The 15352-nt window shown below is 65.7% G+C and carries 14 protein-coding genes; 5 read left to right on the top strand and 9 right to left on the bottom strand.

Translation table 11 applies throughout. The annotated features are described in order from the left end of the window. The first annotated feature begins 7 nt into the window (after window positions 1-7). Window positions 8-397: a hypothetical protein gene (locus ACVMB0_RS34580; RefSeq protein ID WP_461349055.1), complete on the top strand. Its 390-nt coding sequence runs from the start codon at window positions 8-10 to the stop codon at window positions 395-397. Between the two features lie 100 nt (window positions 398-497). Here the strand turns inward: ACVMB0_RS34580 and ACVMB0_RS34575 are convergent, their stop codons facing one another. The 9 genes from ACVMB0_RS34575 to ACVMB0_RS34535 form a co-directional block, all read right to left on the bottom strand. Beyond that, window positions 498-2186, bottom strand: a complete 1689-nt coding sequence (locus tag ACVMB0_RS34575) for a SulP family inorganic anion transporter (protein ID WP_461349054.1) — start codon at window positions 2184-2186, stop codon at window positions 498-500. 94 nt (window positions 2187-2280) lie between these two features. After that, entirely contained in the window at window positions 2281-3270 is a 990-nt protein-coding gene (locus ACVMB0_RS34570; protein WP_461349053.1) for a hypothetical protein, read from the bottom strand. Between the two features lie 17 nt (window positions 3271-3287). Beyond that, window positions 3288-4073, bottom strand: coding sequence for an HvfC/BufC family peptide modification chaperone (locus tag ACVMB0_RS34565; protein WP_461349052.1), 786 nt, complete (start codon window positions 4071-4073; stop codon window positions 3288-3290). Beyond that, window positions 4070-4972, bottom strand: coding sequence for an MNIO family bufferin maturase (bufB, locus tag ACVMB0_RS34560; protein WP_461349051.1), 903 nt, complete (start codon window positions 4970-4972; stop codon window positions 4070-4072). Before bufB ends, ACVMB0_RS34565 begins: the two co-directional genes overlap by 4 nt. 113 nt (window positions 4973-5085) lie before the next feature. Continuing rightward, entirely contained in the window at window positions 5086-5349 is a 264-nt protein-coding gene (gene bufA2, locus ACVMB0_RS34555; RefSeq protein WP_461349050.1) for a BufA2 family periplasmic bufferin-type metallophore, read from the bottom strand. 292 nt (window positions 5350-5641) lie between these two features. After that, a complete protein-coding gene (locus ACVMB0_RS34550) occupies window positions 5642-7432 on the bottom strand; it encodes a thioredoxin domain-containing protein (protein WP_461349049.1) in 1791 nt (596 codons plus the stop codon). Window positions 7433-7521: 89 nt separating this feature from the next. Then, entirely contained in the window at window positions 7522-7986 is a 465-nt protein-coding gene (locus ACVMB0_RS34545; RefSeq protein ID WP_461349048.1) for a DoxX family protein, read from the bottom strand. A gap of 122 nt (window positions 7987-8108) precedes the next feature. Further along, on the bottom strand, window positions 8109-8840 hold the full coding sequence (locus ACVMB0_RS34540; RefSeq protein ID WP_461349047.1) for a cytochrome c biogenesis CcdA family protein: 732 nt from the start codon (window positions 8838-8840) through the stop codon (window positions 8109-8111). A gap of 308 nt (window positions 8841-9148) precedes the next feature. After that, complete coding sequence (locus tag ACVMB0_RS34535) at window positions 9149-9895, bottom strand: FadR/GntR family transcriptional regulator (RefSeq protein ID WP_456753400.1); 747 nt, start codon at window positions 9893-9895, stop codon at window positions 9149-9151. Window positions 9896-10082: 187 nt separating this feature from the next. Between ACVMB0_RS34535 and ACVMB0_RS34530 the strand changes: the two genes are divergently transcribed. The 4 genes from ACVMB0_RS34530 (at window position 10083) to ACVMB0_RS34515 (ending at window position 15333) form a co-directional block, all read left to right on the top strand. Continuing rightward, window positions 10083-11114 carry a TRAP transporter substrate-binding protein gene (locus tag ACVMB0_RS34530; protein WP_461349046.1) on the top strand — a complete coding sequence of 344 codons (1032 nt, stop codon included), beginning with the start codon at window positions 10083-10085 and terminating at the stop codon, window positions 11112-11114. Between the two features lie 9 nt (window positions 11115-11123). Beyond that, window positions 11124-12980, top strand: coding sequence for a TRAP transporter large permease (locus ACVMB0_RS34525; RefSeq protein WP_461349045.1), 1857 nt, complete (start codon window positions 11124-11126; stop codon window positions 12978-12980). A gap of 11 nt (window positions 12981-12991) precedes the next feature. Next, window positions 12992-13975 carry an NAD(P)-dependent oxidoreductase gene (locus ACVMB0_RS34520; RefSeq protein ID WP_461349044.1) on the top strand — a complete coding sequence of 328 codons (984 nt, stop codon included), beginning with the start codon at window positions 12992-12994 and terminating at the stop codon, window positions 13973-13975. Window positions 13976-14136: 161 nt separating this feature from the next. After that, window positions 14137-15333 (top strand): ABC transporter substrate-binding protein, encoded by a 1197-nt coding sequence (locus ACVMB0_RS34515; protein WP_461349043.1) that lies wholly within the window; start codon window positions 14137-14139, stop codon window positions 15331-15333. Window positions 15334-15352 lie beyond the last annotated feature (19 nt).

The raw sequence follows: 15352 nt of genomic DNA, 5'->3' as shown, positions 1-15352 counted from the left end.
TACGGCGATGTGGTTGTTCACCAAGACCAAGCGCAAGGACATCTGGGACGATCCGGTCGCGCAGCCGCTCGGCGACATCGAGGCTGCGCACAGGATCCGTGCGATTTGCCGCGATGCGGCCGGCTGCGCCGAGGCGGTCGGCTCGCCCGGCAAACGTTCGCCGAAGCAGCAGCAGGTCGAGCGCGATCGCTACGAGCGTGCCGCCAAGGCCGCGATGGAGACCGCGATGAAGATCTCCGACGAGCTGGTGCGGGATTCCGCGGTGCGCGAGATCATCGGTCTGTGCATGAAGGCCAACAACATCAAGACCGGTCGTGCGCTGTTCCGCGCCATCCACGCGGGCTCGATCAAGGCGGAGGTGCTGAAGGAGCATCCGACGCTGGAGGACGAGCAGTAGCCTGTAGCCCGGATGGAGCGGAAGCGAAATCCGGGAGATCGTGCCGCGCGGGAGATCCCGGATTACGCTGCGCTTCATCCGGGCTACGGCTTCATCAAATCTATGCCTGCCCACCCAACGTGCGCACCGCCTCGTCGACGCTGTGGAAGACGTGGTCCCGCCGCAAGACATCGTAGAGGTCGAAGCGCTCGAATGCCTCCTGCGCGCGGGTGGATTCCAGCCGCGCCACGGCCACCGTCACGCCGTCATCGCGGCATTCGCGAAACAAATCGCGTAGCCCCTGCGCCGCGGTGAAATCGATCTCCACCATGCCGCTGGCCTCGATCACCAGCAGCCGCGGCTTCGGCGTCGCGGCGCCGATCGTTTTGAGCACACCGCTGCGGAAGCCTTCCGCATTGAGGAACGACAGCGGCGCCTGCAAGCCGACCACGGCAATGCCGGGCTTGCGCTCGCCCGTGACGTGCGGGCCCGTCGGCCACCAGATCGTGGTGCCGGGGACGTGGACGAATTCGACCAGTTGGCCGCGTGTCGTGGTCCAGATGCCGTGCAGCAGCGACAGCGCGATGCCGACTGCGACGCCTTGCTCGATCGGCAGCACGATGATCGCGGCCGCGGTCGCCACCACCAGCAGGAATTCATAGAACGACTGGCGGAAGATCGCGACGATCTGCTTCACGCGGATGATCCGCAGCGCCACGAACAGCAGCACGCCGCCGAGCGCCGCATCGGGTACGTGCCGCAGCAGCGTCGCGCCGAATGCCAGCAGCATGAGCACGATGGCCGCGGCAAACAGCCCTGCGACCTGGGTGCGTCCGCCGGTCTCCGACACGATGCCGGTGCGCGGCGGACTGGCGTTGACGGGGAAGGCGCCGAACAGCCCGGACAACACGCTGCCGGCACCGGCGCCGAGGAAGTCGCGATCGACGTCGGCCGGCTTGTTTGGATCGGACAGGAACGAGCGCGTCGTCGCCGCGGTCTGCACCATGACGACGACCGCGATCAGGATCGCCAGCGACAGCAGCTTGATCCATCGCTCCGGCGCGATGTCGGGAAAGGAGGGCGTCGGCAGCGTGCCGGGCACGGTGCCGACCACCTTGACGCCCTTGGTCTCGAGATGGCCGGCGACCACAGCGATGGTGGCCGCGACAAGGCCGATCAGCGCACCCGGAATCCGCGCGCTGATCTTCTCCGATCCGGCGACCAGCGCCAGTACCCCGAGGCCGATCATCAGCGTATAGGGATTGGTCTGGCCGATTGTCTCGGTGAGCACCCCGAGCTTGTAGAGCGTCGGCCCGTCCGGCGTGGTCAGGCCGAGCACGCCGGGCAGCTGCGAGACCAGGATGTGGACTGAAATGCCGGCGAGGAAGCCGACCGTCACCGGCGTCGACAGCAGATTGGCGATCCAGCCGAGCTTGAACAGGCCGCCGGCGATCATGATGACGCCGACCATCAGCGCCAGCGCCACCGCAAACGCCTGATAGTCGGGCGAGCCGGCCGTCGCCATCAGCGCCAGCCCGCCGGCGAAGATCGGCGTGATGGTGGAGTCGGCGCCGCAGGACAGGAAACTGTTGGCGCCGAACATCGCAAAGCCGAGCGAGCCGGCCATGAAGGCGAAGAAGCCGATCTGCGGCGAGAAGCCGCCGAGCCGGGCGGTCGCCATCTGCTCCGGGATCGCGATCGCCGCCAGCGTCAACCCGGCGATCAAGTCACCCGGCAGGTCGCTCGGCTTGAACGCCCTGAGCGAGCGAAAGATCGGCCAGTTGGCGCGTGTCGGACGAGCGTCGGCCATCGGTCTCCCACGTGGACTGCGGCGATTCCCCGATAGTCCGACATCGCGCGGCCAAAAGCCAGCGGAGTTGGCCGTGCGGTGCGGAGGGCCTCGGCTAGTGCGGAGGCGCTGCCGTGATCGCCTTTCGGATCGCCGCCAGAGGCGCGCCGTCGTCGAAGGCGACGCCGTCGCCTTGCAGCGTGATGCCGAGGTCGCGCCACAATGCCGCGAGGTCGGGTGTCACCGGCATCGACCCCCATTCGTCGTGCAGCCGCTCCAGCACATCGACGCCGACGGCCTTGTCGGCGGTCGCGAGCACCCGTGCGATCGGCCAGTCCTTTTCGTGGTTGCCGCCGGCGGCGAGCACGCCGCGCATGGCAGTTTGCAACCCGAATCTGTTGCCGGTGCGCTTGCGGATCTCGACATCCGCGAACAGGCAGAACATCGCGCCGCCCCAGTATTTGCGGCCCCAGGTGTCGGTATTGTCGAGACCCTGGTCGCCGGCCTGCGGCAAGCCCTTGGGCATGTCGCGCATCATCGCCTGCCAGATGTCCTGCGCCGTGAGATCGCCGGCCTGCACCCGCGCGACCGGCTCGACATAGACTGCGAGCCCTTCCGACAGCCAGGCATAGCGGTCGGCGAGGTCGGGCAGGGCGGTGTGCACCATCTCGTGGACGATCACCCAGTCGCGCTTCAGATCGTCGGCGCCGGCGTCGCGGCCGATCGGCAACCGGATCGCGGCGCCGCGATAGCCCCAGGTGGTGCCGCCGCGCACGCGCGTGCCATCGACCGGGACCAGCAGCAGCCGCAGCGAACTGACGGGAAACCGGCCATAATAGATCGAGACCGCGCGGGCGGAGGCCTTGATCCAGTCGAATATCCTGTCCTTGGGCAATGTCATCTCGCCGGGGGCAAAGGCGACATGGATGGTGCCGCCGGGCACGTCGAGATCGGTCTTCGGCAACCGGTCGAAGGCTTCGTAGGGCATGCCATTGCCGCGCATGAACTCGGACTGCGCCTCGACATGACAGGACGCGATGCCGAGGATGGTGGCGGCGACGAGCATCGCCGCGGCGATCACGCGATATGTCGAGATGCCTTTCATCGCGACCTGCCGCGTCCCTATTCGCGAATGGATGCCGCCGTCAGCAGTCCCGCGGTGATCCAGCCATGCAGATAGCCGGCGCCACGCGCCGCCGCATTGTCGGGATCGTCGTAGGTCGCAAGCATCTCGCAGAGCACGCCGAACGGAATGCCGCCGGAGGCTTCGTCCCACATCATCGCTTCCTCGGCCGGCAGCTCGCGGAACATCGGCGTGGTATCCTGGCGCCAGATCAGGAGGCGGGCGGGCTCGGCGAGCGTCTCCGCCTCGGGCGGCGTCTCGTCGTTCTTCAGTGCCATCCAGATCGCCGCCGCATTGGTTGACAGGTCGATCCGTGCAGCGCTCGGATGCGGCCGGAACACGAGGTCGTTCCAGATCTCGGGCGCGAAACAGGCCATGGTCTCCAACGCGAGCACGACGTCGTCGCCAGCATCGAAGGCGTCGTTCAACGCCTTCTCCAGCGCGGCAAGCTCGGTGAGCACGGGGTGGCTGCAGTAGGGTTCGGTGGACTTCAGGAAGTCCGGCAAGCCTTGCGAGAACCAGCGCAGGTTCGGATGCTCGGATGGCCGTGCCTTGACGTAGGCATGGCCCATGTCGTCGAACATCTCGTCGCCGAGAAAGCGGTGCAGCAGCTCGTGGTCATTACGCATCGCCTCGATCAGCCGCGAGTCGTAGGCGTAGCGGTAAACCCCGAGCAGCGTCTCGCGCGTCTCCCGCGGGCTGTCGAGGATTTCCGACAGGATGCTCTCGTCGCTGGTGAGGATGGCGCGCTGAAACTCGCTCTGCTGGCGCGCGAGGTCGCTCATTGCGTCGGCGCTCTCGCGGGCAGGTTTTGCTCCGCGATCTCGCGGGTCCGCCTGACCTCGATCAGCAATTCGTCGAGCGGCGGGATGTTGTCGTCGCGTTCGATCATGGTCGAGACGCGTCCGAACCGTCGCAATGCCGCAACGTAGAGGTCCCAGACATCCTCGCACACCGGATGGTCGTGCGTATCGATGATGTGCGTCCCCATATGGCTGTGGCCGGCCATGTGGAATTGCACCACGCGATCGGCCGGAATGCCGTTGAGGAAGGCCATCGGATCATAGCCGTGGTTGAAGGCGCTGACATAGACATTGTTGATGTCGAACAGCAGCCAGCAGCCGGAGCGGCGCGACAGCTCGGAGAGGAATTCCCACTCCGTCATCTCGGAATTGTTGAACTGCACGTAAGTGGAGACGTTCTCGAGCACGATAGCACGGCCGAGGAAGTCCTGCACCAGTTGCACGCGGCTGACGACATGGTCGAGCGCCTCATGCGTGTAGGGGATCGGGAGCAGATCGTGCAGATTCTTGCCGTGCACGCCGGTCCAGCACAGATGGTCGGACACCCATTTCGGCTGCACCCGCTTTGCGAGGTCCTTGAGGCCCTGCAAATAGTCGAAGTTCGGTGGCGCGGTGGACGCGATCGACAGCGAGACGCCGTGCATCACCACGGGATAGCGCTCGCAGATCCGGTCGAGGATGCGCAGCGGTTGGCCGCCGGGCAGCATGTAGTTTTCGCTGATCACCTCGAACCAGTCGATCGGCGGATTGCTGTTGAGGATCTCGTCGTAATGCCGCGCACGCAGGCCGAGACCGAAGCCGAGGAAGGGCGGCCTGGCGGAAGTCGTCGGGCACTCCGCCGACGCGATCGGCCGGTCGGGCAATCGGCTCGCGACGTTCATGGCGCCTCCACATCACTGGCCCCGCTATCGCGGCGCCCACGTCTGAAATTATCACGAAAGCGGGGCCCGGCCTACACCGTGCCCCGCCGATCACGCGAGCTTGCCTCGGGCGATCAACCCTTGACGTAGGAGCCGCCGAGCTTGGCGCACTGCTTCTCGGTGCTCATCGAGAAGCCGGTGCCCTTGCAGGCATTCTGGCCTTTGCAGGCGTTGGCTCCGCCCTTGCAGGCGCTCTGGCCCTTGCAGGCATTGCCGGCCATGCACTTGCCCATGGCGGCGTTCGCGGGCGTCGAGGTGGTCGAAACCACGGTGCCGGCGAGGAACATGGTGGCCGCAGCGACGGCGAGCGTTGCGCCGGACTTCGAATTCAACTTCATGACGATCTCCTCGGTGGTTGTTTTGAATGCAGTCAGCGTGGCGCCGTGAGCATCCGATGATCGATCGATCCCCAGACCGCACAACGAGTGTTCGGAAAGCAGTCGGATCGCAGGAGGTGCTTGGCTTTGCTGCAGCGGTCCGAATGCTCGTCCGGAAACAGCTACGGGCCTCCGGCGATTTGGTTACACGGTTTCGGAAGAAAATTTTCGAACCGTCCAGCCGGGCGATGCATTCATGTCGCGCGGCGGCGATCTCCGGCGATTTCGTTGCGTTGCACAACGGGGTGGGTCGTCAGTTCTGGGCGGCCCGCGCCGGCTTCAGCTTGGCCATCTGCCGCACATTGACCTCCAGTTCGGCGGCATTGAAGGCCGGAAACGAACAGATTCGGTTGCTGCAGGCGAAGGCTGCGGGCTCACCGAGGTCGGGATAGTCGACGTCTGCGTTGGGCAGCCTGCCCTCACGCAGGTCGAGCCATTCGAGCCGCTTGTACCGTGCGGGCAGGGCGCGCGCGACGGCGTGCAGGGCCTGCGCACGGCTGTCGTCCTTGTGTCCGACGATCGTCACATGCGTCGGCTCGACTGCCAGTTCGTCGTCGGCGAGCAGCACGCCGGGCAAGGGACGCGGCATCTCGGCGGACGCGGCAGCGAGATAGCGCATCGCATGGGCGGCCTGTTCTCGGCTGCGCTCGTCGCCGGTGTAGCGATTGAGCATGTTCATGAAGCGCGCGACCTGGATCTGGTCGTCGATCAACTTGGCGGGCTTGGCGAATACGCCCGTCTGTCCCTCCGACGTCTTCGAGGTGAAGAAGCCGCCGGCCTCGTCGCGAAAGGTCGCGACAAAGTCGCCGGCCTTTGCCGCCGACGCCAGCCAGTCGCGATTGCCGGTCGCGGTGTAGAGATCGAGCAGGGCCTGTCCCATCGCGATGGTGTCGCCGAGGAAGGGGCCGCCGCGACCCTTGTCGCCATGGCGGAAGCCGCCAACCGGCAGCGCGCGATTGGCGAGCACCCATCGTGCCGCGCGCTCGGCAATCTCCAGTGCCTTCGGATCGTTGCTCGCGTCGTAGTAAGCGGCGAACCCGGAGATCGCCCAGCCGTTCTCGCGTGCGTAGAGATTCTGGTCGATGCGCGGCTGACCAAGCTTGCGGCGCGCGGCATCCGCGAGAGCATAGTATGTGTGGCCGTCGACATCATGATTGAGATCGGCGTCCTGGCTGACATAGAAGGCGCCATCCGGGCTCAGCAGGAAATCCGTGAGGTAACGCGCGATATTGCGCGCGGACGCGAGATATTTCGGATCCTTCCATTGCGCATAGGCCTGGCTGTATTGCCGCAGATATTGCGACTGGAACGAGATGATCTTCTCGAAGTGCGGATGGCTCCAGGAGCCGGCCTCGGAATACTGGAACACGCCGCCCCACACCGGATCGATCAGCGCGATCGCGGCATTGAGCGTCTGCCTGGCGCGCTTTGTCGCCGTGGTGTCGCCCGCCTCGGCGCGGCTGATCGCAAGGTCGAGGCTGTCGGCGTCGATGTATTTCTGGTTCTCGCCCCAACCGCCGAGCTCGTCGTCGTAGGAGTCGTCGAACGTCTTGGTCAGTTTGGCGCGTTGCGCCTTGCTGAGAAAGGCCGACGCGCCGGGCTTGATCTCGAAGGCCTCCCCCACCGATGGGCCCGGCGAGGGATCGTCGATGATCGCCTTGAGCAGCGCCTGCATCCGTTCGGGCTCGATGTAGCCCCTGATCTTGGCGATCTCGGTGCCATCGGGTGCGAACACGATGGTGGCGGGCCAGCCCCAATCGCCGTAGCGGCTCGAAAGATCCGGATTGGCGTCCTGGTCGACGCGGACGGGGAGATATTTTGCCGACAGCAGGTCCTGCACCTTGCGGTCGGCGTAGGTCGTCTTCTCCATCACGTGGCACCAATGACACCACACCGCTTCGAGATCGAGAATGACGAAGCGCTTCTCGGTCGTCGCGCGCGCGAACAGATCGTCGCTCCAGTCGCTCCATGCCGGGCCGTCGGCCGCCGAGGCAGGCGATGCGATCAGCAGGGTGAGAATGGCGGCAAGGCGGACGAACGACATGGCGAGCCCTCGGTCAGCGTGTGGTTGTGCCAGCTACGCATCGGGCAGCACCCTGGCTCGCCACGTCACGGGATTTGTGAGGGCGCCTCTCAGATCGGCTCCTTCTGGCCCGCCGTCAGGTTGACCAGCAGGCGATCGAGCGAGGCGGCGCCGGGACCTGCAATCGCAAGCCACATGAAGGCGGCGAAATAGGTCGCTTCCTCGAACCCGAGCAGCGTCTCCAGCGAATCGACGTCGCCCCACTTCGCCGACTTGATCGCGACGATCATGACCACCGCGAGCATCGCGGCCGGGATGCGGGTGAACAGGCCGAAGATCAGCATCAGGCCGCCAAAATATTCGACGCCGGACACGAAGGGGGTGAGGATGTTCGGGAACGGAATGCCCCAGCCGGCGAAGTTCTCGGTGACCTGGGCTAGGTTGTTGAGCTTGCCCCAGCCGGCCATCATGAAGGTGTAGCCGACGATGATCCGCATGAGCAGCGGACCGGCCCAGGCAAAATACGAAGCGATCCGCGCCGGCAGCAGTATCAGCAGGTTGACGATGAAATTCATGCGAAACCCTCCCGAATATCGCGACGCGCCGGTTGCGCCGGCGATCAGGACGAACGGCGCGAGCCAAGTTACGGCCGGGTCCTGGCAGGAGTTTCGCTGGCGATGGCGGGCTTGTTACGGGCCTAGCCGATGTTTTGCAGCGCCGGGAAGGTCTCCAGCAGCCAGACGCTGACGCTGGAGACCGCGCCGGTCAGGAAGCCGATGCCCGTGACCACCATCAGCACGCCCATCACGCGTTCGACGGTGTCGAGATGACGTTTCATCCGCGCGAATAGTGAGGAGAACTGCTTGACCATGAAGGCCGCGAGCAGGAACGGGATGCCGAGCCCGGCGGAATAGATCGCAAGCAGGCCGGCGCCCTTGGTCACCGTGGCTTCCGCCGCCGCAATCGAGAGGATCGCGGCCAGGATCGGTCCGATGCACGGGGTCCAGCCGAAGGCGAATGCCAGGCCCATGACATAGGCGCCCCACAGCCCCACCGGCTTGGGCGCGGTCAGCCGCCCCTCGCGCATCAGAAGGCCGATCCGGGTGATGCCGAGGAAGTGCAGGCCCATGATGATGATGACGATGCCGGCCAGGATCGAGAGCTCGGCCGACCAGGCGCGCACCAGCCCGCCGACGATGGACGCGCTGGCGCCGAGCGCGACGAACACGGTGGAGAAGCCGAGCACGAACATCAGCGCCGCCATCATCACCGCGCGCTTGGAGGCGGCGGTGGCGCCGTCCTGGTTGACCTGCTCGATGGTCGCCCCGGTCAAATAGATCAGATAGGGCGGCACCAGCGGCAGCACGCAGGGCGACAGGAAGCTGACCAGGCCGGCAATCAAGGCTGCCGGAATCGAGACGTCGTGCATCAATGAAACCTTCGCGGAATAACGGGTCTGTCTTGGCGTCTACGCCGCCAACAATCCAGAAGTTTCGGCCGCCAGGCATTCAACTATGGTCACAGGGTCGTGTGCGGGGGCGCGCTCACGCGTTGCGAGGAACGACGGTGAGGTGAGGACGCCGCTGAGGCTCCCTCCCCCGGCGGCCCGCAAGGGGAAGGGAACCGGTGCTTGCTTATGCGCCAATCATCGATGCGGATTTTTGACCCAAAGGGCACCACACATTCGCCGTCGTCCCCGCTTCGCCGGGACGACCACGGGAGAGAGTTGCTCACTCGTTACCGCTTGCGCGCGTCCCGTGGCGGCGGCGTCTCGAACTCGCGGCCGCGAATCCGCACCAGATCGTCGGCGGAATGCGCCAGCAGCACCACCGTGGCCGCGCGCGCGGCCTCGGCATCGCCGGCCACGATCGCGTCCAGCACCGCGCGGTGCTCGATCAGCGCCCGTGGACGGTGCGAGCCGGTTGCTGCGATCGTAAAACTCTGGCGCAGCGTGATCTCGAACATCTGGGCGATCGGCCAGAAGAATTCGTTGCGGGTCGCGAAATAGATCGCCTGGTGGAATTTGATATCGGCAGCGACGAAGGCCTCGTTGGTCTTCGCCGCGTCCATGCCGTCGCATCCGGCGCGGATGCGGGCGATGTCGTCGTCCCCGGCATGGGTCGCGGCCAGCGCTGCTGCCGCGGGCTCGACCGCGGAGCGCAGCTGGAACAGCTTGGCCAGATAGCGATCGATCTCGGCGCTCTCGAGGTGCCAGCGCAGCACGTCGGGGTCGAGTTGATTCCACTGCTCGGGCGGCCGCACCCTGGTGCCGCTCTTCGGCCGCGACTCGATCAGGCCCTTGCCGGTCAAAGTGCGCATGGCCTCGCGCACCACGGTGCGGCTGACGTCCATCATCTCGCAGATCTGCATTTCCGGCGGCAGCGTCTCGCCGACCCCGATCTCGCCGCGCACGATGCTGCTGCCGACCCGGTCGGTGACCTGGCTGTGCACACTCCGGCGCAACGCGTTGGTTGTCTGGAACATCGGAAGCCTCGCTGCGGTTGAAGCCTGCGCCGCTGCCGCGCTGCGCTCTTGCGCAACCGCAGCGCTTTTGTCATACATTATGACAAAAGCGCTGCCAAGCTGGCACCGACCGGCGGACGGCCAAGAGAACGCCAAGACCAACAAGATCCGTGACCAACAAGGTCCGTTCCTGGGGAGGAGCACCACCATGACATCGACGCGGGTAAGTCGCCGTATTCTGTTGCGGTCGTCGGTCACTGCCGCGGCGTGGCTAGCCGCCGCGCCCGCCATCATCGGCCGTGCCGAGGCCGCGGTCATGAAGCTGCGGTGCTCGTCGTCGCTCCCCAACGATCCCAAATACGCCAATGGCCGCGTCTACTACGACAATCTGGTCAAGAGCCTGAAGGCCAACGGGCTCGGCGAGCAGATCGAGGTCACGTTCTTCCCGGACAACCAACTCGGCCAGGAAATCGACGTCATCAATTCGGTGAAGCTCGGGGTGATCGACCTGATGGTGTCGGGCTCGTCGATCTCGGCGAACCTCGTGCCGCTGGTCGGCACCTTCGACCTCGGCTACCTCTTCACCAGCTTCCAGCAGCAGACCAAGGCGTTCGACGCCGGCGCCGCCAAGCCGATCGAGGAAGCGCTGCTCAAAGGCGGCAATATCCGTATCATCGCCTGGGCCTATAATTTCGGCGCGCGCAGCGTGCTGTCGAAGAAGCCGGTGAAGACGCCGGACGATCTCGCCGGCTTGAAGATCCGCACGCTGCCCAATCCGATCATCACCGAATGCCTGCGGCTGATGGGGGCGGCGGCAACGCCGCTGGCGTTCGGCGAGATCTATACCGCGCTGCAGGCCGGCGTGCTCGACGGTCTCGAGCACGATCCGCCGACCATCCTCGCCAGCAAGTTCTACGAGACCTCGAAGAGCTACGCCCTGACCCAGCACATCTTCTCGCCGCTCGCGGTCTATTTCAGCGACACCACCTTCAACCGCATGGATCCCAAGCTGCGCGAGGGCTTCCTCGACGCGGCGAAGAAGGCCGCGGCCGAGACCCGCACTCACGGCCTCGCGGTGGAGAAGGAGGCGCTGGCGTCGCTGGCCGAGAAGGGCGTCACGATCGTCGAATGCGACAAGGAGGCGTTCCGCAAGCGCGTGCTGCCGCAGACCGACACTTTCATCAAGGCGCGGCCCGAGGCGAAGGCCGTCGTCGATCTGATCCGTTCCACCCAGGCCTGAGGTCGGCGCATGTCAGTCGCCGCAGTCGCGACGAGAAGCAGCACCGATCGGATCACGGCGCCGCTGCTCGCGCTCAGTGATGCGATCGCCGCGATCCTGCTCGCCGCCGATCTCGCGGTGGTCTGCGTCTCGGTGCTGGCCCGCTTCCTGTTCAACGCGCCGGTCGAGTGGTCGGACGACGTCGCCCGCGGGCTGATGGTCGGGTCGAGCTTCTTCGGGGCTGCGAGCGCGCTGGCGCGCAGCGAGAATCTCGGCGTCGCCTTCTTCGTCGACATGCTGCCGCCGGGCGTGCGGCGGGTCGTCGACGCGGTCGGCGCGCTGCTCGTCACCATCATTGCGGCCACCGTCGCGTTCAACGCCATCAAGATGGGCTGGCTGACCACCGGCCAGACCTCCGGCTCCGGCCTGCCGCTGGAGTGGACGTTCTATCCGATGGGTATCGGTGCGGCGTTCATGACGGTGTTCGCGTTCGAGACGTTCTGCGGCCGGCCGCTGCGCGACATGGCGGCAGGCATCGTCGCGACTGCCGTCATTGTCGGTCTTTATCTCGCGTTGGATGCATTCGCGCCGTCGTCGGTGCCGTCGTCGCAGACGCTGATGCTGATCGGTTTCTTCCTCACGCTGTTCGGCGGATTGCCGATCGGCTTTGCGCTGGCGCTGGCCGCGCTGATCTTCGTCTGGGTCGAGGGCACGCTGCCCGGCGTGATCTTCGCCCAGCAGATGGCGCGCGGTATCGACAATTTCGTGTTGCTGGCGATCCCGTTCTTCATCCTGGTCGGCTATCTGATGGAGGCCAACGGCATGTCGGTCCGGCTGATCGAGCTGCTGCAGCGCGCGGTCGGTCGGATGCGCGGCGGGCTCAACGTCGTGATGGTGATGTCGATGGTGCTGTTCTCGGGCATCTCAGGCTCGAAGATGGCCGACGTCGCCGCTGTCGGTTCGGTGCTGATCCCGGCGGCGCGCCGCTCGCGGCAGAATCCGGGCGGCGCGGTGGCGCTGCTCGCGGCGTCCGCCGTGATGGCGGAGACCATTCCGCCCTGCATCAATTTGATCATCCTCGGCTTCGTCGCCAACCTCTCGATCGGCGGGCTGTTCGTCGCCGGCATGCTGCCGGCCGCGCTGATGGCGCTGGCGCTGATCGCGGTGTCGATCATCTTCGGCAAGCGTCCGGCCGCGAACGCGGACGCGGAGCCGCGCGCCGCGGTGTCTGGATTGTGGACCGGCGCGATCGCCTCGTTCGGACTGATCTTCATGATCTTCTTCGGCTTCAAGAGCGGCTTTGCCACCGCGACCGAGATCTCGGCCTTTGCGGCGGTCTATGCCATCGCGGTCGGCAGCCTGCTGTTCCGCGAGCTCGGCGCGAGGAGCCTCGCGCACTGCTTCGTGCAATCGGCGGTTCGTTCCGGGCTGGTGCTGTTCATCGTCGCCGCGGCGCAGTCGCTCGCCTTCATCCTGACCTTGCAGCAGGTGCCGCATGCGGTCGGCGATCTCATGCTGGCGATCTCGGGCAGCCACGGCGTCTGGCTGTTCATGCTGCTGTCGATCCTGGTGCTGGTGGTGATGGGCTCGGTGCTCGAGGGCGCCGCGGCGCTGATCATCTTCGGCCCGCTGCTGCTGCCGGTCGCGGTCAAGCTCGGCATCGATCCGCTGCATTTCGGCGTCGTGCTTGTGATCGCGATGGGGCTCGGGCTGTTTGCGCCACCGCTTGGCCTTGGGCTTTATGGGGCCTGCCTGATCGGCAATGTGCCGATCGAGCAGACCATCAAGCCGATCGCAGGCTATCTCGGGCTGTTGCTGCTGTGCCTGCTGGTGATCGCGTTCGTGCCCGCGATCAGCACGGCGCTGCCGCATGCGCTCGGCTATTAGGGAATAGAACCGTGAAGGTACTCCTCGCCCACACCCCACAGATGCGCCGCGACTATTACGGCGAGCGCAGCCTGAACGGCCTGCGCGCGATCGCCGATGTCAGGCTGCACGAAGGTGACGAGGCGCTCGACGCGGCGGCGCTGATTGAAGCCGCCGCCGATGTCGACGTCATCGTCGCCGATCGCATGACGCAAGGGCCGGGCGAGATCTTTCCGCGTCTGCCGAAGCTCTGCGCGTTCGTGCGCTGCGCCGTCGATATCCGCAATATCGATGTGGCTGCGGCATCGGCCGCCGGCGTGCTGGTGACGCAAGCGAGCGCCGGCTTCGTCCAGTCGGTTGCCGAGCTCGCGCTCGGCTTCATGGTCGATCTGTCGCGCGGCGTTTCGCGGGCGACCGCGGATTATCACGCGGGCAGGGCGCCCGAGGTTGTGATGGGCCGCCAGCTTGCCGGAAGCACGATCGGCATCATCGGCTATGGCAGCATCGGGCGCCATCTGGCCGGGATCGCCAAGATGCTCGGCATGAACGTGCTGGTCGCCGATCCCCTCGTGACCATCGAAGATGCGGCGATCGCGCATCTGCCGCTCGACGATCTGCTTGCGCGCGCCGACTACATCGTCTGCCTCGCGATCGCCAATGCGGAGACCGAGAACCTGATCGGGCAGGCGGAACTGGCGCAGATGCAGAGGCACGCGTTCTTCATCAATCTGTCGCGCGGCAACCTGGTCGACGAGGCGGCGCTTGCGGCCGCGCTGCGCGATGGCCGCATTGCGGGTGCCGCATTGGATGTCGGCCGCGCGCCCGACCAGATGCCGACGCCTGAGCTCGCCAAGCTCGGCAATGTGATCGCAACGCCGCATGTCGGCGGCCTGACGCCGCAAGCCATCGAGCATCAGTCGTCGGAGACCGTGCGCCAGGTCGCGAAGATCGTCGCCGGTGAGATCCCCGTCGGCGCGGTCAATGCCGCGCACTGGAGGCGGCGGCCGCGGCCATGAAAGTTCGGCAATGCCTAATGCTATCGGAAGGGCTGGACAAGACCTTTGCACCCAGCTCAAACTTGAACCCGTAACCGCGGCCCAAGAGCGCGCGGATAATCAATGAACGGACGTCCCGCAGCAAACGACGGGCGCCGAGAGGGAAACAGGGAGTGCATCACATGGCCATCTCACGCCGTGACGTTTTATTGGGCAGCGCCGGTGCTCTCGGTGCCGCATCATTCTCCTTCCCGGCTCCCGCCATCGCGCAATCGGAACCGATCAAGATCGGTTGTCTCGCGGCGATCACCGGGCCGAGCTCGGCGCCGACGGTCGGCTTCAACCGCGGCGTCAACTTCGCGGTCGACGCTATCAACGGCGCCGGCGGCGTGAAGGGCCGCAAGATCGAGCTCGTGATGCGCGACACCCAGGGCGATCCGACCAAGGCGGTGAACGCCACGCAGGAGCTGATCAGCCAGGCCAAGGTTCACGCGATCTGGGGGCCGCTGAATTCGGGCGAGGCGCTGGCGACGACGCCGATCATGGCACGCGCCAAGATGCCCGATTTGCATCCTTGTGTCGTCGAGACCCTGATCGATCCGGTCAAGTTCCCCAATGCGTTCCGCATCGCGCCGTCGAACAGCCAATGGGACGATGCGGTGCGCAATTATTGCCTGAAGATCCTCAAGGTGAAGAAGGTCGCCGTGATCGGCGACACCACCGGCTACGGCGTCACCGCGGTCGGTGCCTCGGTCGCGGCGTTCAAGAAGGACGGCGCTGAAGTCGTGTATCAGGCCAACATCGATTCCACCCAGCCCGACATGACGCCGGACATGCTGCGCGCCAAGAACACCGGCGCCGAGGCGATCGTGGTGTGGAGCGTCTCGACCGGCATGGAGGCGCGCATGTTCAACACCCGCGCCGCGATGAACTGGGACGTGCCCTTCGTCGGCCACCCCTCGATGGCGTCGGGCGAGCTCGCGAGCCTGGTTGCAAAACCGGAGAACTGGAAGAAGGTCTATGCGATCGGCTACAAGAGCTGCAGCTATGACAGCGCCGGTAAGCTGCCGCCGAAGAGCGAGGACCTGGTCGCGCGGCTGACCAAGGCCAATATCGCGCTGAACGATACGCTGTTGTGGTGGGTCGCCGGCGGCATCGACTGCATCGAATTGATCGCCAAGGCCGTCGCGGAAAGCGGCTCGACCGATAGCGCAGGGATCATCAAATACTGGAATTCGCTGTCGACCTATCCGGGCTATTTCGGCAATTACCGGTTCTCGCCAACCGAGCATAACGGTTACCTGACCGAAGAGATCGTGATGTCGGAATCGAGCACGGCAAAGAACGGCACCTTCGCGCTGGCGCCGGGGTATACATAGAAGGGCGAGGGCGCAGCCG

The organism is Bradyrhizobium sp. USDA 4451, from assembly GCF_054822585.1.
Note: the sequence above shows the minus strand (reverse complement) of the source record. Positions and strands in the feature narration are given on the sequence as shown.